This window comes from Shewanella sp. SR44-4, from assembly GCF_014163715.1.
GTDB lineage: Bacteria > Pseudomonadota > Gammaproteobacteria > Enterobacterales > Shewanellaceae > Shewanella.
Window position 1 is genome coordinate 1 of the sequence record NZ_JACJDU010000004.1, and the last position, 26,355, is coordinate 26,355.

The following is a 26,355-nucleotide window of genomic DNA, read 5'->3' on the forward strand; positions in this document are numbered from 1 at the left end:
CGACGAAGATAAGCATCGTTGGAAAACAAAAGCGATGCATGATGAATACATCGATGCTTGAGGCGGTATTAAAGGCTGGTTTTGGTGCTTAGGTTAAAAGTTAAGCACTCATGCGGTGGCCCTGATTCAACTCCGAAGCGCGACACTCGCAAAATTAAGCGGCTAATTGTTAAATCACAGCACTCTCAGCTCTAACTTTTTGTTACAAGCTCTATCTTAAATTCGCTGCCTACGCCTGGTTGGCTGTCTATTTCAATTCTGCATTTCAATAAGCCCAATAACTGCCTGACGATGGCGAGTCCGACGCCGAGTTGTGGCAGACTTTGATTCGCTTCAAACGACAATGTCGTCATCGACAATTGTTTAAGGGCATCAACTTCATGCTTGTGCATGCCTGCACCTGTGTCACGCACGGTTAACCATTGTTGGCCATTGTGTTGTGCATTGATGATTTGTATCTTGCCACCTGCGGGAGTGTAGCGCAGGGCGTTATCGACCAAGTTGTTGAGTATGCGGCGCATTAGTGCAGGGTCGGTATAGATTTGGCTGGCATGGTTGATGTCAAAATCTAATTGAACCCCGAGCTTTTTTGCTCGAGGAGTAAAGGTTTGTTCAATATCACTAAGCAGTTCGCTTAGGTTGACTTGTTGCAGTTGCGCATCGATTTGGCCATTTTCGAGGGCGGCCAATTCTAATAACTGTGCTAGTAACTGCTGTAAGGTTTGGCCTGAGTTTGCAGCATATTGGATCAACGCTTCGTCCCGTTCGTGCTCGGGTAATATTAACCAAGTATCGATGTAACCTAACAATGCGGTAAGCGGGGTTTTTAAGTCATGAGACAAATGCAGTAAAAAGTCGTGTTTGGCCTGTTGTTGGCGTTTAACTTGCTGTTGTTGCAATTGGATTTCTTGCAATAAATGATTGATATGATGGCTGAGCTGGCTTATTTCTAAGCTGCCACGATAGCGCTGGGGGAGCATCAGTTCGTCAGACATCGGCGTGTTTTTAAGCTCGGTTAAGTCTTGCGCGAGTTTTTGGATTGGGCGGGTAAAATAGCGCAATAAAATCACGAATAGCACTAAAGCAAAAATAATCCAAAAACCGATTGTAGCGCCCCAGATTTTAGGTTGGTTTTCGGCGTTAATCAGTGCTTGCCAGCTGTCGTAATCTTCACCGCCAATGATCACATACAAATAACCACTGTGCAGTCCATCTTCGGTGATGAGTTTACTAGCGGAAAAAATCTTGTGGGTATCTTCGCTGCGCGGATCTGTGCCAAGCACTGGGAGGTTGTCGCCATTTAAAAACTGCTGAATGATTGTGGTATCGACTCGATGAGTTTTAATTTTTTCTTCTTTGGCGTCATAAGCAATCACTTTGCCATCTGGATCTAAGGTGTAAATTTCAAAGCTTGGCCCTAACAGCATAAAGTCGTGAAAGGCTTCTTTAAGCGCGGCGTCTGACGTGATCCCTTGCGATAACAAAGGGTTGATATGTGCCATGTGTTCAGCAAGTTGTAGGTGCAGTGATTGCTGAATTTGATTACGGCTGAATTCATGGTTAAGTTGCAACCATTGCCATAACGCCACAAACAGTAATAACACGATGATTGTGGATGCTAAAAACAACCGATTAAATAAGCGATTCATTAGTTGGTTTGCACCTCTGGTGGTGAAAATTTGTAGCCTACGCCCCACACTGTTTTGACAAGATCATGTTCAGGTGAGCACAAAGAAAGCTTGTTACGTAAACGGTTGATGTGACTGTTTACTGTGTGCTCATAGCCGTCGTAGTTATAGCCCCATACTGCTTCTAACAGTTGCATGCGGCTAAAGACTTGTTGCGGGTGTTTGGCTAAAAATAGCAGTAAATCAAATTCGCGGGCGGTGAGGGTTAACGCTTTATTAAACGCGGTAACTTCACGCGTACTGGAGTTAATGGTTACGCTGTTAAATTCAATTTGTTGGGTTTGTTCATGTTGGGCTTTGCCGCGTCTTAATAGTGCTTTTACTCGTGCGCGCAGTTCTAATACGCTAAAGGGTTTGACCAGGTAATCATCTGCCCCAGCTTCAAGGCCTAGTACCACATCTGCTTCTGAATCTTTGGCGGTTAATAGCATCAACGGGACTTCCTTACCGTCTTGGCGTAGTTGCTCACACAATATAATGCCATCACCATCGGGGAGCATGCGGTCCATTAATATGAGGTCGAGCTTTTTATGCTCGATTATGTGCATGGCTTGCTTCAAGGTGGTGGCGTGGTCGACGCTGTAGTTGAGTGCTTTGAGGTTAAGTATGATTAACTTAGCCAAGTCTTGTTCGTCTTCTACTAACAAAATATGTTGCGGACAAACATGGCCATTATGTTTCGCGTTTCCATTCATGGTGACTTCCTCAAAGCAAATCCAGTAATTGCATTAATACTTAGACCCGCTTTGAGGAGAATAAATTTCAATCGGGTTGAAATTCATTCAGTCGACACGACCGATTAAGATTATTCAGTACGCATAATAGTGACAGCTAACACCGGGTTATCAAAACGGTGCGACGCACCCAATACTGAATCGGCTAAGCCGTCGTACATTGAAATAACACCAGGATGAATATGCACAAAGTCGACATCATCACGGCTAGCGTTAAAACCTTCGCCGCCATCAGCAGGTCCTGGCATAGTACCTTTGGCTTCGCTGTTGGCTTCAGTGCCAGCATCATAAGCCATAAACTTCATCGCGGTTGTTGCATCTACTTCCATGCCGGCAATGGTGTAACTGTTAATACCGGTAAAGGCATCGTTAGTGTTAACCAACATGGTGGCCAAACTAATGCTAGCTACGTCGGCTTCATCTAAGGTCAAGGTCAATGTTTCTGACATACCAGGCATTAATAAGCCTGTGCCGTTAACGCTGCTATTGATCACGCTGAGTGCTGCTATGTCGGCAGTATCACCACCTTCAGCCATTTTCTCGAGTGCTTCGCTTGCCATTTCACCGGCGTTCCATAACATGGCATCACTAGCATGAGAGGCTAAGATAACGGGCGACATTGGTTGGTTAGCCGTCAAGTTAGTCACGGTTACCGTGAAGGTTTGCATCACTGGAGCTGGTGGGGTAACAACAACGGTATCGTCATCGTCATCACCACAGGCAGTAAGCAGTGTTGCAGCAGCCAGCATGGCGATTAAGCTGGGCTTAAGTGTAAAGTCAGTGCGTTTCATGGGCTACCTCCTTATTTTACTGTCACCACAACTTTGGCTACAGGGTTCAACCAGCGATGTACGCGACTGTCTAAGTCACTCATACCACCAGCAGGGTCCATGTCACCTAAAACACCAGGGTGAGTATGTACATTGCTGTTGTCAGAATTGTCCATCACGCCTGTGCCATTGGCTCCACCGTCACCACCAGGTGCTGCCGGAATACCCGGTACGCCAGACATGCCGCCGCCATTAATGATTTCATCATTGGCTTCTGTGCCTGCATCATATGCATTGACGTACATAGTATACGTGCCTGCTTCGGTAGGGATTTCCCAAGCGTCTAAGCCCATAAAGGCATCATTAGTGGGTAACACCATCGCTACGATAGATAAATGGGTGTTGTCGCCAGTATCAAGCATTACTCCACTTACATTGGCACCCGCAGCAAGCAAACCCATTGCCGGATTTGCTGATGTTACGCCTGCATTACCGGTTACAGCTGTATCTAAGTCGGCAATGTCACCGCCTTCAGCCATTTTTTGTAACGCTGCAGAAGCTTCGGTACCGACTTGAAACAGGTGGCTGTCAGCGTCGTGGGCTGCGATCAAAATAGGGGTGAAGTGATTTCCGTGAGTTAAGTTTGTCACGCTAACTTCAATATCAGCAGCGAAAGTTGGAAGGCTGAATAATCCAGCAGCCATAAGACTTGCAGTCACTAGTGTACGTTTCATAACCGAGCTCCTTTGTTTAATTGCAACCAGTATGAACAATGGATCTCACCTACTTATCGCCAAATTATCACAAAAGATTAACATCGTTAACTTACCGATAATGACGTGTGATATGGTGTGCTAAAACCAACAATAAGAGCTCACCTCAAGTTGAATTAAGGTGTGAAGAAAATAGGTTAATAATGATTAGACAACTGACTCCCGCTGACTTTGATGCAGTGATAACCCTAGGTGAAATAGTCCACGGCAGTGGTTATATGGACATTGAAGAACTCACAGCGATTTATCACAAAGGGATTAAAAATGGCATTAATGCCAATTTTGTCGCGCTTGAAAATGAACAACTTATTGGCTTTCGGTTAACGTATGCCGCGGGGCAATGGCCGCAAGATCAATGGTGCACGGTTAATCAGTGGGGCGTTGATTTTAACGATGTGTGTTATTTCAAATCAAACACTATTGCTGAATCTGGCCGAGGACAAGGGCTTGGTGGCAAGCTATTAGCGGCCTCCAAGGCTGCAGTAATGGCACAAGGGGCTAAGGCGGGGGTAAGTCATTTATGGCAGCAAAGCCCTAATAATGCTGCAGTGCGTTATTTTACTAAGGCAGGTGGTAAGTTAATTAAACAGCATCCGCAGCGCTGGCATCAACGTTATATGGGTGATGATTATATCTGTGTATTATGCGGTGAAGATTGTCATTGCGTAGCCTGTGAAATGCTACTGCTATTTTAATGTCTACTGTCTAAATCAATAATAAAAAAGAAGACTAATATGTACGATCCGCTGATTAACTCGCACCCTAATAATCAAACGTTTGCTCCTAGCTATTGGGCAAGCACTCAAGTCTTACCCGCACCAACCGCAGCATTGTCTGGCTGCCAACAAACCGATGTGGCTATTGTGGGGGGGGGCTACACAGGCTTATTAACAGCGTATTATTTGGCAACCGAATTCAATATTGAGTGCCATGTGCTTGAGGCCAACCAAGTCGGTTTTGGTGCCAGTGCCCGTAATGCCGGTTTTGTATTAAAAGGCTCGGGTCGATTAGGTTATGCCGCCATGACCAAGCGTTGGGACTTAGCAACGACCAAGGGCATATACGATGAATTCACCCAAGCGGTGGCTAGAGTCGATGGGTTAATCAAACAACATAATATCGCCTGTGAACCGCAAGAAGCGGGCTACTTAAAGGTGGCCCATAATCCCAAAGCATTGGTCTCGCTGCAAAATGCCGCTAATTATATTCAACAACATTTAGCCGACAGCCAAGACTCAGGTGCCGAGTTTATTTCAAGCCAAGATTTTAGATCCCAGTATTTAGATCATCATCAAGCTTTTGGCGCGCTGCGTTTAAAAGACGGTTTTGGTCTTAATCCGCTTAAATTGTTATTAGGTTATAAGTCGATGGTACAAAACCAAGGCGTGACTATTTCTGAGCAATCTTGCGTATTAGAGTGGATTGAAGAGGGCGGTAAACATCGTTTAATTACCGATAAAGGTGAGCTGATTGCCAATAAAGTCATTATGGCGGGCAATGCTTATACGCCTAAACGGTTTAACCCGCGCATAGACGATAAGTTTTTGCCGATATTAAGCAATGTGATTGTCACCGAGCCGCTTACCGCTCAAGAGCTTGCACAGGCAGGTTTGCATACTCATCAAGTGACCATGGACACCCGTATTTTAAAATACTATTACCGTTTATTACCCGACAACCGTTTATTGTTTGGTGGCCGCGGCGCGGTGTGGGGCAAAGATGCTGCAAACCCTGTTTACGGTGAGCGTTTAAAAATGGCGCTCAATAAGTGCTTTCCAAGCTTAACCAATAAAGCCGTGGCCTATAATTGGACCGGGTGGATTGCTGCTGCCATGGATGACATGCCCCATGTGTACAGTAAAGGTGGCGTGGGTTACAGCTTAGGATATTGCGGTGCTGGAGTGTCTTTTAGTAGCCAAGCTGCGTATCGCTTAGCACAAAGTATTGCCGGTGAAACCTTACCCAATTTGCCTTTGTATCAGCAACCCTTGCCTAAATTCCCCTTCACCCAAGCAAGACGGCTTGGGCAATGGGGTTATTATCATTATGGTTGGTTAAAAGACCGTTTTGGTTAATCGCCCATTTCTAGGTTAATAGACGACTTTTTAGTTAACCAACGACTTCGCCAGTGCTGATCCTAGTTTCGTCTAATGGCTCAATTTTGAAATTGAAATAAGCATAAGATGCACTAATAAACGGACAGACTAAGTTAAAGAAGGCGTAGGGCAAGTAAGCGATAGTGGCTACGCCAAGTGTACTTGCCATAAAGGCACCACAGGTATTCCAGGGTACTAACGGACTGGTTACGGTTGCTGAGTCTTCTAGCGCGCGGCTTAAATTAACAGCTGCTAATTTACGGCGGGTGTATTCCACCTTTAACATTCTGCCTGGCAGTACTATGGCAATGTATTGATCGGCAGTAATAATGTTCGCGCCAATACACACGCCCAGGGTGGTAATAATCAAGCTGGCCGTGCCGGTGACGACGGTAAGAATACTTTCTAAAATACGGTTTAATAATCCGGTGACTTCCATCACGCCGCCAAATGCCATCGCACAAAGAATAAGCCAAACGGTTGTTACCATGCTGCTCATGCCACCACGGCTTAATAAATTATCTAATACTTCATCGCCTGTGTTGGCGACATAGCCGTCAAACATGGCTATCCATAAACCTTTCACTAGCGCGACCATTGGCAATAATGTGTCGTCGTGTACAAAGGCAATCACGTTATCAAACTGAAATAATGCTGCGCACACCGCGCCAGCTAACGTACCTAATATGACCGTTGGAAACGCTGGCATTTTGCGGTTAGCTAAATACAACACCACTAATAACGGGATTAATAAATGTATTCCTGGGCTGTAGGTCTTATCCAATAAAGCCAAAGTATCTACGAGTTGATTTTCAATCGGCACCGCATCTGCTGTAAGGCCTAAAAAAGTAAAACCAATCAGGGCGATGATAATGCTGGGTACAGTGGTCCATGTCATGTGGCGGATATGGCTGAAAATATCAGTACCCGCAACCGCAGGGGCAAGGTTTGTTGTATCAGACATTGGTGACATTTTGTCGCCAAAATACGCGCCACTAATAATAGCGCCGGCAGTAATGTTAACGTCTAGCCCCATTGCTGACGAAATACCCACTAAGGCAATACCTAAGGTGCCTGCAACGGTCCACGAGCTACCAATACTCAGTGCAACCACCGCACACAACAAACAGCAGGCAGTATAAAAGTAGTCTGGGTTAAGGATTTGCATACCATAATAAATCATCGTCGGCACTGTACCGGCTAAAATCCACGTACCAATCAGTGAACCCACACTAAATAAAATTAATAATGCGCCCGTCGCAACCCCAATACTTTTGACGATACCGCGTTCCATTTGATTCCAGCTATAGCCATTTTTATAACCGATAATCATTGCAATACATGCCGCTAACACTAATGCGATTTGATTGGCGCCTGATGAGCTATCCGATGAAAACAGATAAACCGCTGCCGCGAGCATAAGAATAAGGGCAAAAACGGGGATTAGTGCATCAAGTAAGCTGGGTTGCTTGTGCTCCGATGAAGACGGTTTGAACGACGCCGATTGAGACATACTACTTCCTTTGTTGTTATTATTTTTGACCAATATCTCATTCGTGTGAGTTGGCTAAGTGTTATTATAATAAGTTAGTAACTTATTTGTAACAGAAGCACATCCTGACATAAAAATGCCTGTTAAGTCGAACATTGTTAGGCTTGAGTAATAATTTATAGATGGGCAGATTGCTGCAGCTTTTGAGTAGTATGCTTGGTTAATTACTTTGCGTGGTTATATATGTCAAATAGGTCGGTTAATGTGAATAAATAGCCGCTGAGGATATCTGGTGGGACCAGAAGTATCCTCATGAAAACGTGCAGATTTGATAGATTTAGATACGCAGTTTATGGCTATTAATGGCAATATTAAGCAAGTTATTTATTTAAATGTTTTAAGATGGCATTTTCGGCATCAGTTTTAGTGGCTTCACCTTCAGCAATATCAATTTTTTCTAGGGCTTTATGGCCTGTCATATCTTCTGCAATATGTAACCAATCTGGATGCCAATAGAAAGAGTTGCCCGAGAAGGTATTCCAATTATGCACGCCTGATTTTTCACCTTGATAAATTAGGTCGCTGGTATTAACTCTCATTTAATCCTCCAATAATCATTACGAGTACGTTAGCTAAAGTGCAGGAGTTTGAATAACAGCAAAGGTAATCACACTCCCTTTCAGTTACTAGCTTGCGCCTTGAACAGAGTCGTTTTTGTGATCTAAATCATAAAAATTGCGGGTTATGGATAATGTAAACAGTAATTAATCTTCAGCATTACAAGCGGATATAAAAAACCCCTGTGATGTTGTTGCCATCACAGGGATTTTTCAACGAACTAAACCCAATGTACTATTAGCTTTTAGCTTGTTCACGAGCAATAGCGCGATAAGCAATATCAGTACGGAAATAAACGTCATCCCAATGAATGGCATCTACTAATGCATAAGCTGATTGTTGTGCTTCAGTCACTGTGTTGCCTAATGCGGTGGCGCACAATACGCGGCCGCCGTTAGTGACAACATGGCCGTCTTTCATGCTAGTACCCGCATGGAACACTTTACCGTTAGTGTCGCCAAGGGTTAAGCCGTCAATAACGTCGCCTTTGTTGTACGCGTCAGGATAACCGCCAGCTGCCATGACGACTCCGACAGCTGCACGAGGATCAAATTCTGCAGTGACTTTATCTAACTCACCACGAGTCGCAGCTAAGCAAAGCTCAACAATATCTGACTGCAAGCGCATCATAATCGGTTGGGTTTCAGGATCACCAAAACGGCAGTTGTATTCAAGCACTTTGGCGCTACCGTCTGGTGAAATCATCAGGCCTGCGTATAAAAATCCAGTATAAACATTACCTTCAGCTGCCATACCATCAACCGTTGGGCGAATAACATTGGCGATAGTCCAATCGTGTACTGCTTGTGTTACCACAGGAGCTGGTGAGTATGCACCCATTCCGCCGGTGTTAGGACCTTGGTCAGCATTGTCACGAGCTTTATGGTCTTGGCTGGTGGCCATAGCAAGAATATTTTTGCCGTCTACCATCACGATAAAGCTGGCTTCTTCGCCTTTTAAAAACTCTTCAATCACCACGCGAGAACCAGCATCACCAAACTTATTGCCCGCTAGCATGTCATCAATCGTGGCATCCGCTTCTACTTGATCCGCTGCGATGATGACACCTTTACCCGCTGCTAAGCCGTCGGCTTTAATCACGACAGGGAAACCCGTTTTAGCGGTTAATATTGCCGCATAAGCTTTAGCCGGTGCAATCTCAGTGAAGTTTGAGTAGTCAGCAGTAGGAATGTTGTGGCGCGCTAAAAAGTCTTTAGTAAAAGCTTTTGAAGATTCAAGCTGTGCCGCGCCTTTGGTTGGGCCAAAAATGGCTAAACCAGCTGCATTAAAGGCATCAACTACGCCTAACGATAATGGCACTTCTGGGCCGACGATGGTTATCGCTATGGCGTTATCTTTGGCAAAGGCCACAAGTGCGTCAATTTGTTCGACATCAATAGCAACGTTTTCTAACTTAGGTTCTAAAGACGTACCAGCGTTACCGGGTGCAACAAACACTTTTGTTACTTGAGCAGACTGAGCCGCTTTCCAAGCTAGAGCATGTTCACGACCGCCACCACCAATTATAAGTACCTGCATCTTTAATCCTTTTATAGCTGCGCTATGTTCTCTATTTCTGCTTCAAGCATGCTCACTTATACTTATAAGCTGCGCGTGCTTTCATTGAACTAGAAAAAATAGCTATGCTCTAATTCGTTTAAACAAAATTTAAAAAGTATCGCTTGTTATCTATTTTTGCAAAAGCATTTAGCAAAAAACATGATTGATAAGCGATACCCATATTTGATATTAGGGTTTATTAGTGGCGGAAGTGACGCATGCCAGTAAACACCATTGCCATACCGTGCTCGTCTGCTGCGGCGATGATTTCTTCATCGCGAATTGAACCGCCCGGTTGAATGATGCAGCTAATACCTGCAGCTGCAGCGGCGTCGATACCATCACGGAATGGGAAGAAAGCGTCAGATGCCATGACTGAATTTTCAACCACTAGGCCTTCATCGGCAGCTTTTATTCCCGCTATTTTAGCTGAATATACGCGGCTCATTTGGCCTGCACCGACACCGATAGTCATGCCGTCTTTGGCGTAAACAATGGCGTTAGATTTAACAAACTTAGCCACTTTCCAGCAGAACATTAAGTCTTTTAACTGTTCAGCCGTTGGTTGACGCTTAGACACGACTTTAACGTCTTCTAGGTTCACCATGCCTTGATCGCGATCTTGTATTAACAAGCCACCATTAACGCGTTTGTAATCAAGTGAAGTTGTTTTTGTATTCCACTCACCACATTCTAGTAAACGCACGTTTGCTTTCGCGGCAATGATGTCGCGTGCGGCTTGGCTCACTTTAGGGGCAATGATGACTTCAACAAACTGGCGGTCAACAATGGCTTGCGCCGTTTGTGCATCTAACTCTTGGTTAAAGGCAATGATGCCCCCAAACGCTGATGTTGGGTCGGTTTTAAATGCGCGGTCGTAAGCTTCTAATAAGTTAGCGCCTAATGCCACACCGCAAGGGTTGGCGTGCTTAACGATAACGCAGGCAGGGCCTTCAAATTCTTTAACGCATTCAAGTGCTGAATCTGTGTCGGCTATATTGTTGTAAGACAACGCCTTACCTTGTAGTTGAATCGCGCTGGCAACAGACGCTTCATCAATTTGCGTGTCGACATAAAACGCCGCTTTTTGATGGCTGTTTTCACCGTAACGTAAGTCTTGTTTTTTGACAAACTGACTGTTGAAAGTACGTGGGAACGTTGAATCGTCATGACATTCGTCGTTACTGTGCGCAGGCACCATAGTACCGAAGTAGTTGGCGATCATGCCGTCATAAGCAGCGGTATGTTCAAAGGCTGCAATGGCTAAGTCAAAACGCGTTTCTAAGGTGGTGCTGCCGTTGTTGGCTTGCATTTCTGCAATCACGCGGCTGTAATCTTTTGCATTAACCACAATCGTAGTGTCTTTGTGGTTTTTAGCGGTTGAACGCACCATTGTTGGGCCGCCAATGTCGATGTTCTCAACAGCATCCGCTAAGGTGCAGCCTGGTTTGGCAACGGTTTCAGCGAATGGATACAAGTTAACCGCAACCAAATCGATTGGCTTAATGGCGTTTTGTTCCATTACGATTTCGTCAATGCCGCGGCGAGCAAGAATGCCACCGTGAATTTTTGGGTGCAGGGTTTTAACACGACCATCCATAATTTCTGGGTGACCCGTGTAGTCAGACACTTCCATTACCGGGATATTATTGTCTGCAAGTAACTTTGCAGTACCGCCCGTAGACAAGAGTTCAACACCTTGTGCATGCAGCGCTTGTGCAAACTCAAGGATTCCAGTTTTATCTGATACGCTTAATAGCGCGCGACGAATTGGTCTGACATTATTCATGTAGGTACAGGTCCGCTAGTTTGATTTTAAGGAGCTTTAGTAAAACAGAGTCAATTGAAGTCTGCTTTACCAAAGTCCCTCATAGTGTTTTTTAGATTGCTTAACACCGTCGAGGCTTACTGTGTTGTGATCAGGCGGGCGTATTTTATCGTAAACCGCTTCTATTGGGTGTTTTTTCTGTGTGATTTCACAATATTGAAATAAGAACAAAGGTACGCAAAAATAATCACCCAATAACCCTTGACCTTGGATTAAACTCCAAGGTTTATACTCAGGTAAAATTCAGATGACGATGGTGAATTAACATATGTATCGAATAGGCGAACTTTCAGCCTTGTATGACATCAAAGCTGACACATTACGATTTTACGAAAAACATGGTTTGCTGTCGCCATCAAGCCGATCTGATGCCGGATATCGGTTGTATAACCACAGCGACTCCGAACGACTTAAATTTATTTTACGTGCCAAAGCGGTGGGTTTCTCACTTAAGGATATCGCCGATTTGCTATCTATTGAGGTTGATAAGTCTAATCGAGCCTGTGCCGATGTTAAAGGTTTAGTCGATACTAAGCTTGAGCAAGTAGAAACGAAATTAGCTGAGCTACAACATTTTGCGACATCGCTAAAAAGTTTATCAAATACCTGTTGTGGTGGCCCAGATAGCGCCGAGCATTGCTCGATACTCGAAGCGTTAGAGTCGTCAGACAAGCATATTATTGCTAAAAAAGAACATCATCATTTTGCTAATTTGGGTCATAAGGATTAAGTATGTTATTGACCAATTTCCTTCATTTATTTTTAGAGTCTGCCCCTTGGTTGTTACTGGGCTTAGTGCTGGCCGGTTTGTTAAAAGTATTTGTGCCGATGGCATGGATGCAAAAGCAACTCGGCGGTCATGGAATGAAAACGGTGGTGAAGGCGGCATTATTAGGTGCGCCTTTACCTTTGTGTTCGTGTGGCGTTATCCCCGCAGCAGTAGGTTTGCGTCGAGCTGGCGCCTCAAAAGCCGCGACAACCTCTTTTTTAGTGTCTACCCCAGAAACTGGCGTTGACTCAATTACCGTATCCTATGTTTTACTCGGGCCTTTTATGGCGATTGTGCGCCCGATTGCGGCGATTACCAGTGCGATAGTGGCGGGTTTATTAGTGGGCCGTGATGACGATGATGGTATTCCTGCTTCAACATCTACTAAAGTAAAAACAGCCACTGATTCATCAGCGAGTGCCAAGCCGGTATCATCATGCTGCGCAGCTAAATCAACTGCTAGCTCAGACGCCAGCTCTGAAGCGAGACCAACGTGTAAAACAACCGCTGGTACAATGCAAAATGCTAGCGTAAAAATGACTGCGATTAAATCGGAACCCGTTAAGCATGAGTCTGTATTAAGCCCGATGGCGCCAGCGCGTACATTTTCAACTAATACTACAGAAGCAAAGCAGAGTTGTTGTGGCAGTAAAACTGCAGATAAACCAATTGAATCTACATCCTCAGCGTGTTGCAGTACTACATTAAAAGACGATGTAAAAGATGAGACAAAAGCTAAAACGGTTACATCAAGTTGCTGCAGTAGCAAAGCTGAGCCAAAGGTCGAAGCGGTATCGACAAGTTGTTGCAGCACAGCAACGACAGTAAACCACGCAGCAAGTGAAAGTAGTGATGAAGCCAGTTGCTGCGCATCGACTCAAGATATGGCAACAGAGTTGAAACACAACAGTGTATTTAGCCGTGTGTTATCGGGTTTGCATTACGCCGCCACAGATTTAGTCAAAGACACCACCTTGTGGTTATTAGTCGGGTTATTTTTTGCCGCCATCGTGCAGACTTATGTGCCGGCTGACTTTTTGGTTAAGTGGGGTGATGGCATTCTGGCGATGTTAGTGATGGTCCTCGTGTCGATCCCAATGTATATCTGTGCCACCGCTTCAACCCCCATTGCTGCAGGATTGCTATTAGCTGGAGTATCACCAGGTGCTGTACTAGTCTTTATGATGGCAGGCCCTGCGACCAACATTGCAACTTTAGGTGTGGTAACTAAAGAGCTAGGTAAGCGTGCATTATATGGCTATCTAGGTGGTGTTATCGGTGTGGCGTTAGTATTTGGTGTATTGGTCAATTATCTAGTTGATACCTTTGGTTTTGAAGTGATGCCGCAGATTGGTGAAGAGCATGCCTTATTACCTCAAGGTGTAGTGGCGGTTTCTGGTATCGTGCTAGCGGTGTTAATGGCCAAAGTATTGTGGGACATGATCCCAAAAGGCAATAAAGAGAAAGGTTGTTGCTCGTAATAAGTTAAACCAAATGTTAACCATAACGAGTTAACTAAAGCGTGTTAACTAAAGCGTGTTAACCATCGCGAATTAAGCACATAAAAAAGCCAGTGATAAATATCACTGGCTTTTTATTAGGCTAAAACATTATTAATTCACAATATAGTGTCAGTCGAAACGAGTACAGGTAAGCAATAGCGCTAGTCAGAAAAGTGCTAGTTAAAAATAGCGTTGAGTTTTTCAGCCAATCTAATGCCAGCTTGCTGCAATCGCTGCTCGATAATGGGTTTATGGGTAAATACATAGTTAAAACGTAAATCGTCTTCACCTTGATAATTCTGTTCGAGCTGGTAAGCCCTTTGCCTTAATACTTTCGACTCATCAGCCCATTGGTAATAGCTTTGACCACTCCACATTTTGCGTTGTTGTTCGCTAATACGCATTAAAAAATCACTGTACTCTGTAAAGCTTAACTGCTGCTGTTCAATTAGTTTGCTGTCCCACACAGTATGCAAATTTGTGTGCTCACCAAACCACTTGAGTTTAATTGTATTCCCACCTTTATCATGGCTGTGACCCACATGTAGTGGTTGATGAATGTCGCCGACAAAATGTACGTAAAATGCCAATGCTTGCCATTTCTCTTGTTGGCTGACTTTAGGGTTTACTAATATTTTTTCAAATCGTTGCAAACTTTCGATGATATCGCCATCAGCATTGCGCTTAACCGTTTTCCACGACTCATCGTCTTCAATTGAAATGTAATGCCATGGTGCAGCGCGATCCCAAGCGTTGTCTGAGCGGATTTCATCTGCCCAAGTTGACATTTGCGCTAGGCTTTCGCCACCTGTCAGTTGGTTTATTTTCTGTTGAGCTGTCGGGGATAAATTGGCTTGCGCGATTTGGCCTACAATTCTGTGGCCTAATTGACCAAATGCTTTGGCAGGTAAGCTGAACGTTAAGGTGAACAATACACTGCCCACTAGCAATAACATGTTATTCAGTAAAACAGACGATTTCATAAAACTTCCAATTCATTGTTGTTAAGGCAATAACAGCGTCTTTAATGTGCCAGCGTATGAAATTATTGTTACGTGACACAGACTTGAGTCGCGACTATATAGCAACAATATGACATTTATGTGTTACTCCAAAGTTGTTTTGCGGTTAATTTTTTCGTTTAAAAATGACATTAAAATGCAACATATCGTCCTTAGACTTCGCCCTGAAGTTTTTGCTCTATTGATTTACTAAGCCCGATAAACGGGTAACTAAACATTAAAATATAAAAATATTCAGGGGTTTGAAATGTTGCTTAATCATAAAATCAGTCGTCTCGCGCTCGCGACATGTTTTGCTATGGGAATTGCTTTACCTGCAATGGCGGCAGATACCGCATCTGATATTCGTGGTCAGATTATAGGTCCTGCTGGTAATGCTGTTACTGATGCAAAAATTACTATTATCCATCAGCCTACCGGTACCGTTACCGAAGTTCCTGTTTCTGCTAATGGGCAATTTACTGCCCGCGGTTTACGTGTCGGTGGTCCTTACATTATTAAAGTCGATTCTGATGTGTTTGCTGACACAGTTGAAGACAATGTCTACTTAGGATTAGGCGAAACATTCCGTTTTAACCGCACACTAGAAGCCACTTCTACGATGGAGCGTGTTGGTGTCGTTGGCAGTACAAGCTTTCATCGCAGCGCCGGCGGTAACAGTGACTTTGGTGAGCAAGATATCGCTAACGCACCCGGTATTAGCCGTGATTTAAAAGATGTGTTGCGCCAAAACCCAATGGCTGTTGTGGGTACCGACGGTATTTCAATGAGCGTGGCGGGCATGAACCCACGTTTTAACACTTTTGTGGTAGACGGTATTTCTCAAAACGATGATTTTGGACTTAATTCAAATGGCTACCCAACTCAGCGTTCACCTATTTCTATCGATGCAGTGGAGAGTGTAGCGCTTAACGTATCGCCTTACTCTGCTCGTAGTGGTGGTTTTACCGGCGCACAAATTAATGCAGTAACTAAGTCGGGCACCAATGATTTATCCGGGACTGTTTTTTGGGAAACCACCAACGACAGCATGGCGGGTGATGGTAAAGACCAGGACTCTGGTGACACCTTAACCCAAGATTTTGAAGAGACCACATTCGGCGGCACGGTTGGTTTTCCTCTGATTAAAGACACTTTGTTTTTCTTTGGCTCATATGAAAACTTTGATGCACCAACGTCGGCAGAGTGGGGGCCAAAGGGCGCTGGTTTTGCCAATGAGTCAGATGTGACCTCAGAAGATCTAATTCGAATAGAACAAATTGCTCAGTCTATATATGGTCTTGATAGCATTGGCGGTTACACCACCTCACCACAAGAAAAAGATGAAAAAATCTTAGCTAAAGTGGATTGGAATATTAACGACCAACACCGTGCCAGTTTTACTTATCAATCGACCATAGGTAATGTAACCAACAACATGTCATCAGGTGATTCGTTATTAAAATTATCAAGCACTTGGTATGACAAAGAAGAAACTTTAGAAACCTACGCGGCCAACTTATACAGCGATTGGACTGACGATTTTAGTACTGAAATCAAAATCGCTTACAAAGATACCACCACTAAATCGAAAACCATTGATGATTTAGGCATAGGTATGGTGTCGGTACAAACCTTCGAAAAGTCAGGTGACAAAGTCATTTTTGGCACTGACAGTTCTCGCCAAGCAAATGAATTAAATAACCAAAATCTTGAGCTACGTTTTGTGGGTGATTATTACCTAGGCGACCACGATATTGGCTTTGGTGCTCAGTACAATAGCGTTGAAATATTCAACTTATTTGCTCAAGATGTGTTGGGCAATTGGGAGTTTGATTCTATTGATAACTTAGCGGCAGGCGCCGTCGATAGTTTCCGTTATCAAAATGCGGCTTCGGGTAATCCAAATGATGTGAGTGCCAGTTTTAACATGGACACCTTGGCATTATTTGTTGAAGACTCATGGGATATTACGGCCGATTTAGAGCTCACGTTCGGTATGCGTTATGAAACCAATAGCATGTCAGATACTCCAGCCATTAATGAAAACTTTGTTAATCGATATGGGTTTGCTAACAACGAAACCTTAGATGGCCAAGATATTTGGTTACCTCGTGTAGGGCTTAAATACCTATTAAGTGATGATGTGACCTTATACGGTGGTGTAGGCCGTTACAGTGGTGGCTCACCATCTGTTTGGATTTCAAATAGCTTTTCAAATGATGGCAACAGCTTATTAAGCTATAACGAAGGTTGGAACCCAGTATGGGGCACTCCAGATTTTGGCAATGTTCCAGCAGATGCTCAAGCGGGTTTAGTGGGTGGCGACGGTAATGTTAATGCCATCGACCCTAACTTTGAGTTACCTTCAGACTGGCGTGCAAGTATTGGTTTTGACAGTACGTGGGATTTAGGTGCCTTAGGTGATAATTGGTTTGTGGGTGGTGAATTTTTATACATTCAAAAAGAAAACGACTTAGCATGGGTTGATTTAGCCCGTCGCCAAGTGAAAACCGATGCCACTGGCCGTGTGGTTTATGAAACCTGGGACCCATTAGCAAATAATGGTGCTGGTGGTAATACCGAGCGTTATGACCTCATGTTAACCAATGCTGAAGATGATGGCTCCAGTAAGACGTTAAGTTTGTCGATTGCCAAAGAGTGGGATATGGGCCTTAGCATGCGTGCAGGTTATGCTTATAACTCAGTTGAAGAAGGCAACCAAGGCTCGTCGTCTACTGCAACGTCTAACTATCAATATACCCCAGTACAATATGATCGTAATGGCACCACTATGGGCACTGGCTATTATGAAACACCGCATCGCTTCACCTTTAGCTTGGGTTATGACGTAGAGTTTGTTGCAGGCTACAACTCTAGCTTTAACTTATTCTACGAAGCGCGTGAAGGTAACCCATTAACGTGGACACTAGGTTCATATCGTGATGGCAATTTAGGTGACCAAAGCAAGTTTGCTGGCGCATCATATTATCTACCTTACATTCCAACAGGTGCTGATGATGCTAATGTTGAGTATGCTGGTGGATTAACTTATGAGGAGTTTAAAGCGGCAATTGATGAAATAGGTTTAGGCCAATATGCCGGTGGTATAGCACCAAAAGGCACCGACAACCAACCATGGATACATCAGCTAGACTTCCGCTTTACGCAAGAATTACCAGGGTTTACTGACGAGCATAAAGGTATTTTATACTTCGATATCAAAAACGTACTTAACCTAGTTAATGAAGATTGGGGCGTGGTTGAATACCAAAGCTTTAACAGCGCTAAGTTGGTTGATCATGACTACAATGCGGCGACGGGAGTTTATACTTATTCTGTTCCATTTGGCCAAGATGGTATTGAGACTAACAATTACGATACTTATGACATCAACAAATCAGCTTGGCAGCTTAAAGTGGGCGTGAAGTACAAGTTCTAATACTTTGTTAAGTAGAGTGCTGGTGCTGTATCTAGAGTGCTAATCAATAGGTTCCAAACAAAAATACCGAGCAATTAGCTCGGTATTTTTATGTGCTCAATATGGTTACATCAAGCTATTTATCCGCTAAACGACGTATAAATTATTTGATTTTACTGGCAAAATTTTCAGGTGAATTTTTCGACTGCTTAACCGCACGTTTCTCTTTTAAAGATAATGCCGGCTTTTTCTTCGCTTCTTTTGAATTATTACGTTCTTTGCTCATTTGTATGACTCCTAGCACGCATAATGCGTAACTAATAAATGGTAATTTTTGTTGTTAGTATCGAAGGTGCCAATGAATCAGCCACTTAGTACTTACTTAGCCTTTGAACAATTTACTGAACCAAACTTATCATTGATATTGCGAATTAATGATGTGCGAGAACTTACCTCTATGATCTAAATTAATCACCTTATTAAGTTGATACTAGCACCTAGTCAGTTAAAAATATCTATTTATTCTATAGATTATTTTGTGCTTAAAAACTCATCTTTAATTATGATTGCTTTGTTGGACAAAATCGGGGATCTCAAGTACACCTTCGCCCCAATGCTCAAACAAGGCGGCGTATAAAAACTCTACAAACACTCGGTATTTACGGGGTAAATATACGCGCTGTGGAAAACTCAGGGTGACCTTGGTTTGCATCATTGGAAAGTCTTCTAATATCGGTATCAGTTGCTTACTGTCGATGGCTTCTTGTGCAATAAAAACCGGTACCGCAGTAATGCCTAAACCTTCAATAGCAGCCTCTCGGGCAAAGGTGACATTATTGACTTTTAGCTGTGCAGGGGGATCGAGATCAAGCCATTGGCTGCCATCAAAAATACGCCAGCCACCATCAATGTGGGCCGACTGTAACTTAATTGCGGTGTGGAACATTAAATCTTGCGGTATTTGTGGTGTGCCATGACGCTTAAGGTAATTTGGACTTGCCATTAACAACCGGCTAGCGGTGACTAACGAGTAGCTTTGCAGCTTAGGATCACGTTGTTCGGTAATTTGAAATAGAAAATCGACCCCTTCTTCAATCACATCAATTTTACGGTTAGTCAGTTCTGCATCGATGGTGATATTAGGGTAAGCCGCCAGAAACCGCGCAAGAATACGACCTAAAAATAATTGTCCTAGCTCGATAGGGCAAATCACTTTTAAATTGCCTTTGATGTCTTGCTGGCTCGCACTGAGAAGATCTTCGGCATTTTGTAAATCTTGTAGAATTTTACTAATGCGATGGTAATAACTTGAACCCGCTTCAGTCAGTTTCAATGACCTTGTGGTGCGAAACAGTAATTGCACACCGGCATCGGCTTCTAGATCTGCGATTTTACGACTCACAGTGGCTTTGGTTATTCCCAGTGCTCTGGCTGCACCGGTAAAACTACCTTGTTCTACGACTTGCGAGAATATTTGAACGCGATTGAGATCCATATTGTTACACCTGTGAAACAGTGGGTTGAATTTTTACTATCTAATAAACTTAAGGAAACAGTAGTAAACTAGAGCAGAATAAATTAGGAGTCAAATATGTCTATCAATAAGCGGTTAGTGTTAGTGCCAGGTATTATCGTTGTGTTAGTTGTTGCAGGCGTTTATTGGTGGTCACAAGTTCGATATATCGAGTCAACGGACAATGCTTATGTTGAGGCTGATATTTCCAATATCAGTGTAAAAGTTCCCGGCTATATTGTGCAATCTGCTGTGGTTGATAATCAACACGTCAACAAAGGTGAACTGCTGGCTCAATTGGAAGACAGCCAATTTGTTGCCAAGCTAGCTCAAAGCAAAGCTGTGTTAGCGAGTACCCAAGCAAACTTGCAAACTCTAGCGGCAAAGGTTGATTTACAACAGGCATTAATTAATCAAGCGAAGGCTACCGTTGTGGCTTCACAGTCAGAGCAGTTAATTGCGCAACAACAATTGAAGCGTTCACAGAAATTAAAAATCAGTAATTACAGTTCACAAAATGATGTTGACCAACTTCAGGCAGGTTTCGATTCAGCATCGGCTCATGTCGATGAGGCGCAAGCTGCATTAGTGGCTAAACAGCGTGAATTGTCGGTATTTAATGCGCAATTATTACAAGTACAAGCGGATGTCGATCAGGCAATGGCCAGTGTCGAGTTGGCTAATATTCAATTGGTGGATACACGTGTTACTGCACCTTTTGCAGGGATTATAGGTAAGCGTGGTGCAATGGTGGGCCAGTATGTTCAACCAGGGCAAGCATTGTTTAGCTTAGTGCCAGATGCACAAGTGTGGATTACGGCTAACTTTAAAGAAACTCAAATTGAGCACATGCAAGCCGGACAAGCCGTTAAGGTGAGTTTAGATGCTTATCCTGATGATGTGTTTAGCGGATTTATCGACAGTTTAGCACCTGCATCGGGTTCTAAATTTAGTTTGTTACCCGCAGAGAATGCGACCGGTAACTTTACCAAAATTGTTCAACGTATTCCGGTGCGTATTCGTCTTGAACGTGATCAACCCTCATCAGCTATTGGGCGTATTTTACCAGGATTAAGCGCTGTGGTTGAAGTCGATACTGAGTCTGCAACCCAATCTCACGAACTCGCTAAGGCAACAGCTGGTCAAGCAATGTCTGTGACTGCAGGGCATTAATATGAGCCAGTCAGCCACTGAGGCAGATGTATCACCAGTCGGCCCTATGAGTACTGTGAGTGATAAACCGACGGGGTATCAGCGCGGTAGCAAACGTTCTTGGATAGCAGTTGCGGGCGGCTTAATCGGTGCCTTTATGGCTATTCTGGATATTCAAATCACTAATGCGTCGATGAAAGAAATTCAAGGTAGTTTAGGCGCCACTTTAGAAGAAGGCAGTTGGATTGCTACCGCTTATTTAGTCGCTGAAATGATTGCCATTCCTTTATCTGGTTGGTTAAGTACTGGTTTATCGACTCGCCGTTATTTACTGTGGACTACCGCTGCCTTTATTGTGGCCTCTATATTGTGCTCAATGTCTTGGAACCTTGAGTCAATGATCGCTTTTCGTGCCTTGCAGGGATTTTTTGGCGGGGCATTAATTCCGTTAGCATTTCGATTAATTCTTGAGTTTTTACCCGACAATAAACGCGCCATGGGTATGGCTCTGTTTGGGGTAACCGCAACATTTGCACCTTCCATTGGACCGACGCTAGGTGGTTGGCTAACCGAACAATTTAGCTGGCATTATTTATTTTATATCAATGTTCCACCAGGCTTATTAGTGATGGCGATGTTGGCTTATGGTTTAGAGCGCAAACCAATCATTTGGGATAAGTTAAAAGACGCTGATTATTCAGGCATTGTCACCATGGCGTTGGGTATGGGCTGTTTAGAAGTTGTGCTAGAAGAGGGCAACCGTAAAGACTGGTTTGGCTCTGATCTTATTCGTAACCTCGCCATTGTTGCCGCGATCAATATCAGCTTGTTTATTTGGATCCAGTTACGTAAAGCTCAGCCATTAGTGAATATTCGTCTGCTTGCGCAGCGAGATTTTGCTTTATCCACTGTGGCGTATTTTTTACTGGGAATGGCGTTGTTTGGGGCGATTTATATGATCCCGCTGTATTTATCACAAATTCATGATTATACCCCGTTAGAAATTGGTGAAGTGATTATGTGGATGGGCTTTCCGCAGTTGCTGGTACTGCCATTAGTGCCTAAATTAATGCAGAAGTTTGATCCGCGATATTTGGCTGCACTTGGGTTTGCTTTATTTGCGACCAGTTATTATATGAATAGCCATATGACCATGGATTACGCTGGCGATCAAATGATTGCTTCGCAAATAGTACGAGCGTTAGGACAGCCGTTTATTTTAGTGCCTATTGGTATTTTGGCGACAATGCATCTTCAAGCACATGAAAATGCCTCTGCATCGACAGTGCTCAATGTGATGCGTAATTTAGGTGGGGCTTTTGGTATCGCGCTGGTGGCAACGTTAACCGATAATTTAGCTCGAGTTCATTTGGCCCATATTAAAGAGACGTTGCCAGCAGTCAGTGCCCAAGCTTATAACTATATTCAGCATACCAGTTCGATACTGCAAATTGCGGGTTCTGATGCGGTGAGTGCTAACTCACAAGCCTATGCTTTACTTACTAAAAACATGTCACAGCAGGCATATATTCAAGCCTATAATGATGTGTTTCTTATAATGGCATGTTTTCTATTGATTGCAGTTGTTGCGGTTTTATTGATCCGTAAACCCGTGGCGGAAAGTGATTCAGAGCAGCCTAATGAAATGCATTAATCATGTTAGTATTATCTTAATTGAGAGCAATAAATTAAGGTGAGAGATGACATTAACGTGGCTAGATGTTGGTTTTACTGAGCTGTCTTTAGAGCAGCTTTATGGCTTATTGCAATTGCGTGTAGATGTCTTTGTGGTTGAACAAAATTGTCCTTATCCTGAATTAGATGGAAAAGATAAACATCCGCAAACCAGGCACTTATTGGGAGTGAATGAACAGGGTGATATAGAGGCTTATAGCCGCGTGTTAGCGCCCGATATTAGTTACCCTCAAGCGAGTATTGGCCGTGTTGCTGTTGCAAAATCTGCCCGTGGTCAGGGCGTGGCCAATCAATTAATGCAAAGTGCCATAGCCATTGCAAAACGGCATTGGCCAACAGATAATATTCAGATTGGGGCACAAGATTATTTACGTCATTTTTATCAACAACTTGGCTTTATTGTCAATTCAGATGTGTACCTTGAAGACGGCATTGAGCATCTTGATATGTTGTTAATCTATAATAGCTAATTGGTATGAGCAGCGTTGGATTCAGAGATAATATAATCAACTCTGCGTTAAGCCGCTATTTCTTTGGATTTGGGTAGATTTTATTAAGGAAAAACGATGTCAGATTATGTAATTAATACCCAGCAAATTGTGTGTGTCGCTCAATTTGTGGCGAAAGCAGGAAAGCGTGATGAGTTAGTGGCGGTATTGGCAAGCTTGATCCCTGATACTCGTCGTGAATCTGGCTGTATTCGTTATGAATTGAATGTCAGTATTGATGACGACAACAAAGTTGCCTTTGTGGAAAAGTTTGTCGATCGTGCTGCGTTTGATCAGCATTGCGCTAAAGATGCTATTGAGCATTATTTCCACAATGTAATGCCTGAGTTGGTTGAGTCACATCATGTTGAAGTGTTTAATCAAGTGATTGCTTAATTGGCGGTTGTTGTTAAGTGCGGCAATTTCGATAGCTGTCATTTCAAGTGCTGGATTTCAAGTTCTGGATGTCACGATTAGATTTGAAGCGTTAGAGCTCAACATTAGATTACAGATACAAAAATGCCAATCTAAACAGATTGGCATTTTTAATCATTTATACTGTTAAGCCGAAGCTTTTATATCAGAATGATTAGAAGTCGTAACGAGCACCGACAGTGAAGATGTTGTCATCTTCTAAATCAACAGTAGCTGTACCCACTTTATGGTCGCCTTCATACATAGCATAGTGACCATAAACTAAGGTTGACTTAGAGATACGGTAATCAGCACCCACAGTAATTTGAGTGATGTTTACGTCAGTACCAGTCGCTTCTTTAATATTTTTGTAGTAGCTACCAAAACCAGCTTCATCTTGACCGTATTCAGCTTTTAAGTTTACGCCGTTTAGGTTGTAAGATACGTTAAGGAAGAAAGAATCACCTTCTTGATCAGATGTTTGGCTTTCAGTGTTTTGGTATAAACCACCAAGCTTGAACTCACCTAGCTTAACTTGTGCCACACCACGATAAGCATCAATACCACCAATAGTATTATAAGCTGCAGCGACATAGTAAGGTTGTGCTTTAAGGCCTTTATCACCAATAGTTGCACTTAATGCATATTGATCATCATATGATTCTTTACCAGCATCATCTGTGTAGTTGTCTTCCATTAAATAAGTTGCGTTTAATGTAACTAAGCCACCAATCACTGGTGAATAGTACCAAATACCGTCAGCTTTACGTAACTGGCCACCAATCATACGATCGATATCTGCGTTGAAGTTACCAAATAAATCAATGCCACCTTCAGACTGTTTAAATACAGTATCGTTACGGCCGATTAACACTGTACCTGCGTCACTTTTTAAACCTAAGAATGTGTTACGCGCTTTAAATACAACTTCGTCACTGCCATTTTTGCCTTCAGTTTGAGTGGTATTTTCAACTTGGAATTCCATTTGGTATAACAGTTCAATACCGTTACCAAATTTTTCGCTACCTTTTACGCCTAAGTTAGAAAAGTTGTTTTCTAATACTGTGCCTTCTTTACCATTTTGAGTTGTTGCGCCTTTATCAGAATTAGTCACGGCTAAATCTAAACGACCATAGAAACTTGGGCCTTCAGCAAGTGTAGCGAAAGAAACTAATGTAAGTACAGATGCTACCGATGCAGAGATTAAGGTTTTTTTCATCTTTCATGCTCCCTAGAACGTTATGTTCTATATTCCATTTTTCATGGTTTTAGTTAGTGAAGTTTGTCGCAGATTCAATTCTGTAACAATCTGGTGCAGATTTTTACAGATTTGATACCTTCAGAGTGTGGCCTAGATCAAATAAACAAGGCCTACTTGAAATTTTGTGTATAAATCTGTGATAACTGCGACCATTTGTATAAAAAAATCACCATATGGCGTGGATCTACCTCTTTAGGGATATTCCTATTCGATTAAAAATAGGCTAGCGCACAACCATAAAAAGTTGCAGAAATGTATGTTAGCCCATGTTAATTTAATCATTGTGAATATTCGATGTTAATTTTTATATCTTTAGTCTAATAAGGTTATAAATTAAGCATATTTTAATGTTTGTTGTGATAGGACACATTGACGCTAGGACATAAAGACATTTAGCTCAATCTGCCTCTGCTGAGTAATAGATTGCTATCAAACGGCTCTTTATCCTGCTATCTAGATGGTATGGTTTACCATAGATATAGGTACACTATTGACGTGTTAATCCTCCGGCCAGCTTGATCTGTTAAGCTGCAATAAACCGATATTATTACTTTATCCCACATCCCATGTTTCATATCTCATATACCAAAATGAGTGAGCAGAATTACTCGCTATAAATACGAGCATGTGGTGCTTGTTATTAAACCAAAATGCACCCTTAACTAAATTCATCTAGAGTGAATTGTGACAAACGTTTAGCTTTGAGGATAAATCATATAAAATTGGTCGCGAAAATAGTCGTTAATTAGGACGTAACCCATGTTGTCAGAATCTTATACTCATCGTTTTGCTGGTGTTGGCCGTTTGTATGGTCAAGCCGCACTAACGACTTTTTCTCAAGCCCATGTTGTGGTTGTTGGTATTGGCGGTGTAGGCACATGGGTTGCCGAAGCATTAGCAAGAAGTGGGATAGGGCAGATTACGCTAATTGATTTAGATGATATTTGTGTTACCAACACCAATCGCCAAATACATGCATTAATTTCGACTATTGGCCAATCAAAAGTTGAGGTTATGGCAAAACGCATTGGCGAAATTAACCCAGAGTGTGTGGTTAATGAAGTAGAAGATTTTATTACCTTAGATAATCTTGCTGAGTATTTTAAGCCGGCCTCACAAGGTGGCAATATTGATTATGTGGTTGACTGTATTGATGCTGTAAAGCCTAAAGCAGGTTTAATCGCTTGGTGCAAGCGTAATAAAATTCCACTAGTGACCATAGGCGGTGCTGGCGGACAAACCGATCCGACTTTAATTCAAGTGACTGATTTGGCTAAAACAGTACAAGATCCATTATTGGCAAAAGTGCGCAACATATTACGCAAAGATTACAATTTCACTAAAAATATTCAGCGCCGTTTTGCTGTAGATGCGGTGTTTTCGACCCAACATCTCGTCTATCCTCAAGCTGATGGCAGTGTATGCAACACTAAAGAAAATGCAGAAGGCAGTATGCGAATGGATTGCGCCTCCGGTTTTGGCGCCATTACTATGGTAACGGGAACGTTTGCGTTTGTTGCGGTTAGTCGTGTGCTGACTAAATTAGCCGCTAAACCCGCTTAACATTGTTGTGTAAATTT

General features: G+C 43.0%; 22 protein-coding genes. 10 read left to right on the forward strand and 12 right to left on the reverse strand.

Going from position 1 to position 26,355, the window contains the following annotated elements; all coding sequences use genetic code 11:
- Positions 1-191: 191 nt before the first annotated feature.
- The 4 genes from H5125_RS03080 to H5125_RS03095 form a co-directional block, all read right to left on the reverse strand.
- Entirely contained in the window at positions 192-1,649 is a 1,458-nt protein-coding gene (locus H5125_RS03080; protein ID WP_182743520.1) for a HAMP domain-containing sensor histidine kinase, read from the reverse strand.
- Positions 1,649-2,383, reverse strand: coding sequence for a response regulator transcription factor (locus tag H5125_RS03085; RefSeq protein WP_182743521.1), 735 nt, complete (start codon positions 2,381-2,383; stop codon positions 1,649-1,651). The genes H5125_RS03080 and H5125_RS03085 overlap by 1 nt, the downstream gene beginning before the upstream one ends.
- Positions 2,384-2,493: 110 nt before the next feature.
- A complete protein-coding gene (locus H5125_RS03090) occupies positions 2,494-3,213 on the reverse strand; it encodes a spondin domain-containing protein (protein WP_162022224.1) in 720 nt (239 codons plus the stop codon).
- 11 nt (positions 3,214-3,224) lie between these two features.
- Positions 3,225-3,926, reverse strand: coding sequence for a spondin domain-containing protein (locus tag H5125_RS03095; RefSeq protein ID WP_162022225.1), 702 nt, complete (start codon positions 3,924-3,926; stop codon positions 3,225-3,227).
- Positions 3,927-4,108: 182 nt separating this feature from the next.
- On the opposite strand from H5125_RS03095, the gene H5125_RS03100 reads away from it, so the two are divergent.
- Positions 4,109-4,660, forward strand: coding sequence for a GNAT family N-acetyltransferase (locus tag H5125_RS03100; protein ID WP_162022226.1), 552 nt, complete (start codon positions 4,109-4,111; stop codon positions 4,658-4,660).
- A 39-nt stretch (positions 4,661-4,699) separates the two neighbouring features.
- Positions 4,700-6,040: an FAD-binding oxidoreductase gene (locus H5125_RS03105; RefSeq protein WP_162022227.1), complete on the forward strand. Its 1,341-nt coding sequence runs from the start codon at positions 4,700-4,702 to the stop codon at positions 6,038-6,040.
- Positions 6,041-6,074: 34 nt separating this feature from the next.
- Here the strand turns inward: H5125_RS03105 and nhaC are convergent, their stop codons facing one another.
- The 4 genes from nhaC to purH form a co-directional block, all read right to left on the reverse strand.
- A complete protein-coding gene (nhaC, locus tag H5125_RS03110; protein WP_101086238.1) occupies positions 6,075-7,574 on the reverse strand; it encodes a Na+/H+ antiporter NhaC in 1,500 nt (499 codons plus the stop codon).
- A gap of 359 nt (positions 7,575-7,933) precedes the next feature.
- Positions 7,934-8,152 (reverse strand): hypothetical protein, encoded by a 219-nt coding sequence (locus H5125_RS03115; protein WP_162022228.1) that lies wholly within the window; start codon positions 8,150-8,152, stop codon positions 7,934-7,936.
- Positions 8,153-8,408: 256 nt separating this feature from the next.
- The gene (gene purD, locus H5125_RS03120) at positions 8,409-9,710 is read right to left on the reverse strand and encodes a phosphoribosylamine--glycine ligase (protein WP_182743522.1); all 1,302 of its coding nucleotides are present in this window, start codon (positions 9,708-9,710) and stop codon (positions 8,409-8,411) included.
- A gap of 220 nt (positions 9,711-9,930) precedes the next feature.
- Positions 9,931-11,520 (reverse strand): bifunctional phosphoribosylaminoimidazolecarboxamide formyltransferase/IMP cyclohydrolase, encoded by a 1,590-nt coding sequence (gene purH, locus H5125_RS03125; RefSeq protein ID WP_182743523.1) that lies wholly within the window; start codon positions 11,518-11,520, stop codon positions 9,931-9,933.
- Positions 11,521-11,827: 307 nt separating this feature from the next.
- On the opposite strand from purH, the gene zntR reads away from it, so the two are divergent.
- A complete protein-coding gene (gene zntR / locus H5125_RS03130) occupies positions 11,828-12,289 on the forward strand; it encodes a Zn(2+)-responsive transcriptional regulator (protein WP_162022231.1) in 462 nt (153 codons plus the stop codon).
- A gap of 2 nt (positions 12,290-12,291) precedes the next feature.
- Entirely contained in the window at positions 12,292-13,809 is a 1,518-nt protein-coding gene (locus tag H5125_RS03135; RefSeq protein ID WP_182743524.1) for a permease, read from the forward strand.
- A gap of 197 nt (positions 13,810-14,006) precedes the next feature.
- Here H5125_RS03135 and H5125_RS03140 read toward each other — a convergent pair whose 3' ends face one another.
- Entirely contained in the window at positions 14,007-14,813 is an 807-nt protein-coding gene (locus H5125_RS03140; protein WP_182743525.1) for a S1/P1 nuclease, read from the reverse strand.
- Positions 14,814-15,099: 286 nt separating this feature from the next.
- Between H5125_RS03140 and H5125_RS03145 the strand changes: the two genes are divergently transcribed.
- The gene (locus tag H5125_RS03145; RefSeq protein WP_182743526.1) at positions 15,100-18,273 is read left to right on the forward strand and encodes a TonB-dependent receptor; all 3,174 of its coding nucleotides are present in this window, start codon (positions 15,100-15,102) and stop codon (positions 18,271-18,273) included.
- A gap of 142 nt (positions 18,274-18,415) precedes the next feature.
- Here the strand turns inward: H5125_RS03145 and H5125_RS22125 are convergent, their stop codons facing one another.
- Positions 18,416-18,538: a hypothetical protein gene (locus tag H5125_RS22125; protein ID WP_011635985.1), complete on the reverse strand. Its 123-nt coding sequence runs from the start codon at positions 18,536-18,538 to the stop codon at positions 18,416-18,418.
- A 270-nt stretch (positions 18,539-18,808) separates the two neighbouring features.
- Positions 18,809-19,747 (reverse strand): LysR family transcriptional regulator, encoded by a 939-nt coding sequence (locus H5125_RS03150; protein ID WP_101086231.1) that lies wholly within the window; start codon positions 19,745-19,747, stop codon positions 18,809-18,811.
- 96 nt (positions 19,748-19,843) lie between these two features.
- On the opposite strand from H5125_RS03150, the gene H5125_RS03155 reads away from it, so the two are divergent.
- The 4 genes from H5125_RS03155 to H5125_RS03170 all read left to right on the forward strand — a co-directional run bounded on the left by H5125_RS03155 (position 19,844) and on the right by H5125_RS03170 (position 23,496).
- Positions 19,844-20,938, forward strand: a complete 1,095-nt coding sequence (locus tag H5125_RS03155; RefSeq protein ID WP_101086230.1) for an HlyD family secretion protein — start codon at positions 19,844-19,846, stop codon at positions 20,936-20,938.
- A gap of 46 nt (positions 20,939-20,984) precedes the next feature.
- Positions 20,985-22,571, forward strand: a complete 1,587-nt coding sequence (locus H5125_RS03160) for a DHA2 family efflux MFS transporter permease subunit (protein ID WP_182743585.1) — start codon at positions 20,985-20,987, stop codon at positions 22,569-22,571.
- A gap of 46 nt (positions 22,572-22,617) precedes the next feature.
- Complete coding sequence (locus H5125_RS03165; RefSeq protein WP_101086229.1) at positions 22,618-23,082, forward strand: GNAT family N-acetyltransferase; 465 nt, start codon at positions 22,618-22,620, stop codon at positions 23,080-23,082.
- A gap of 96 nt (positions 23,083-23,178) precedes the next feature.
- Positions 23,179-23,496, forward strand: coding sequence for a putative quinol monooxygenase (locus tag H5125_RS03170; protein WP_101086228.1), 318 nt, complete (start codon positions 23,179-23,181; stop codon positions 23,494-23,496).
- Between the two features lie 193 nt (positions 23,497-23,689).
- On the opposite strand, the gene H5125_RS03175 is transcribed toward H5125_RS03170, so the two are convergent.
- A complete protein-coding gene (locus tag H5125_RS03175) occupies positions 23,690-24,733 on the reverse strand; it encodes a porin (RefSeq protein WP_101086227.1) in 1,044 nt (347 codons plus the stop codon).
- Positions 24,734-25,534: 801 nt separating this feature from the next.
- On the opposite strand from H5125_RS03175, the gene tcdA reads away from it, so the two are divergent.
- A complete protein-coding gene (gene tcdA, locus H5125_RS03180; protein ID WP_174839622.1) occupies positions 25,535-26,338 on the forward strand; it encodes a tRNA cyclic N6-threonylcarbamoyladenosine(37) synthase TcdA in 804 nt (267 codons plus the stop codon).
- The last annotated feature ends 17 nt before the right edge of the window (positions 26,339-26,355 follow it).

Coding starts and splice junctions, on each gene's coding strand:
- H5125_RS03175 (WP_101086227.1), bottom strand. CDS start 24,733: ATGAAAAAAACCTTAATCTCTGCATCGGTAGCATCTGTACTTACATTA.
- H5125_RS03100 (WP_162022226.1), top strand. CDS start 4,109: ATGATTAGACAACTGACTCCCGCTGACTTTGATGCAGTGATAACCCTA.
- zntR (WP_162022231.1), top strand. CDS start 11,828: ATGTATCGAATAGGCGAACTTTCAGCCTTGTATGACATCAAAGCTGAC.
- H5125_RS22125 (WP_011635985.1), bottom strand. CDS start 18,538: ATGAGCAAAGAACGTAATAATTCAAAAGAAGCGAAGAAAAAGCCGGCA.
- H5125_RS03145 (WP_182743526.1), top strand. CDS start 15,100: ATGTTGCTTAATCATAAAATCAGTCGTCTCGCGCTCGCGACATGTTTT.
- H5125_RS03155 (WP_101086230.1), top strand. CDS start 19,844: ATGTCTATCAATAAGCGGTTAGTGTTAGTGCCAGGTATTATCGTTGTG.
- H5125_RS03150 (WP_101086231.1), bottom strand. CDS start 19,747: ATGGATCTCAATCGCGTTCAAATATTCTCGCAAGTCGTAGAACAAGGT.
- H5125_RS03095 (WP_162022225.1), bottom strand. CDS start 3,926: ATGAAACGTACACTAGTGACTGCAAGTCTTATGGCTGCTGGATTATTC.
- H5125_RS03115 (WP_162022228.1), bottom strand. CDS start 8,152: ATGAGAGTTAATACCAGCGACCTAATTTATCAAGGTGAAAAATCAGGC.
- H5125_RS03165 (WP_101086229.1), top strand. CDS start 22,618: ATGACATTAACGTGGCTAGATGTTGGTTTTACTGAGCTGTCTTTAGAG.
- H5125_RS03090 (WP_162022224.1), bottom strand. CDS start 3,213: ATGAAACGCACTGACTTTACACTTAAGCCCAGCTTAATCGCCATGCTG.
- H5125_RS03140 (WP_182743525.1), bottom strand. CDS start 14,813: ATGAAATCGTCTGTTTTACTGAATAACATGTTATTGCTAGTGGGCAGT.
- purD (WP_182743522.1), bottom strand. CDS start 9,710: ATGCAGGTACTTATAATTGGTGGTGGCGGTCGTGAACATGCTCTAGCT.
- H5125_RS03105 (WP_162022227.1), top strand. CDS start 4,700: ATGTACGATCCGCTGATTAACTCGCACCCTAATAATCAAACGTTTGCT.
- H5125_RS03160 (WP_182743585.1), top strand. CDS start 20,985: ATGAGTACTGTGAGTGATAAACCGACGGGGTATCAGCGCGGTAGCAAA.
- H5125_RS03085 (WP_182743521.1), bottom strand. CDS start 2,383: ATGAATGGAAACGCGAAACATAATGGCCATGTTTGTCCGCAACATATT.
- H5125_RS03080 (WP_182743520.1), bottom strand. CDS start 1,649: ATGAATCGCTTATTTAATCGGTTGTTTTTAGCATCCACAATCATCGTG.
- tcdA (WP_174839622.1), top strand. CDS start 25,535: ATGTTGTCAGAATCTTATACTCATCGTTTTGCTGGTGTTGGCCGTTTG.
- H5125_RS03170 (WP_101086228.1), top strand. CDS start 23,179: ATGTCAGATTATGTAATTAATACCCAGCAAATTGTGTGTGTCGCTCAA.
- nhaC (WP_101086238.1), bottom strand. CDS start 7,574: ATGTCTCAATCGGCGTCGTTCAAACCGTCTTCATCGGAGCACAAGCAA.
- purH (WP_182743523.1), bottom strand. CDS start 11,520: ATGAATAATGTCAGACCAATTCGTCGCGCGCTATTAAGCGTATCAGAT.
- H5125_RS03135 (WP_182743524.1), top strand. CDS start 12,292: ATGTTATTGACCAATTTCCTTCATTTATTTTTAGAGTCTGCCCCTTGG.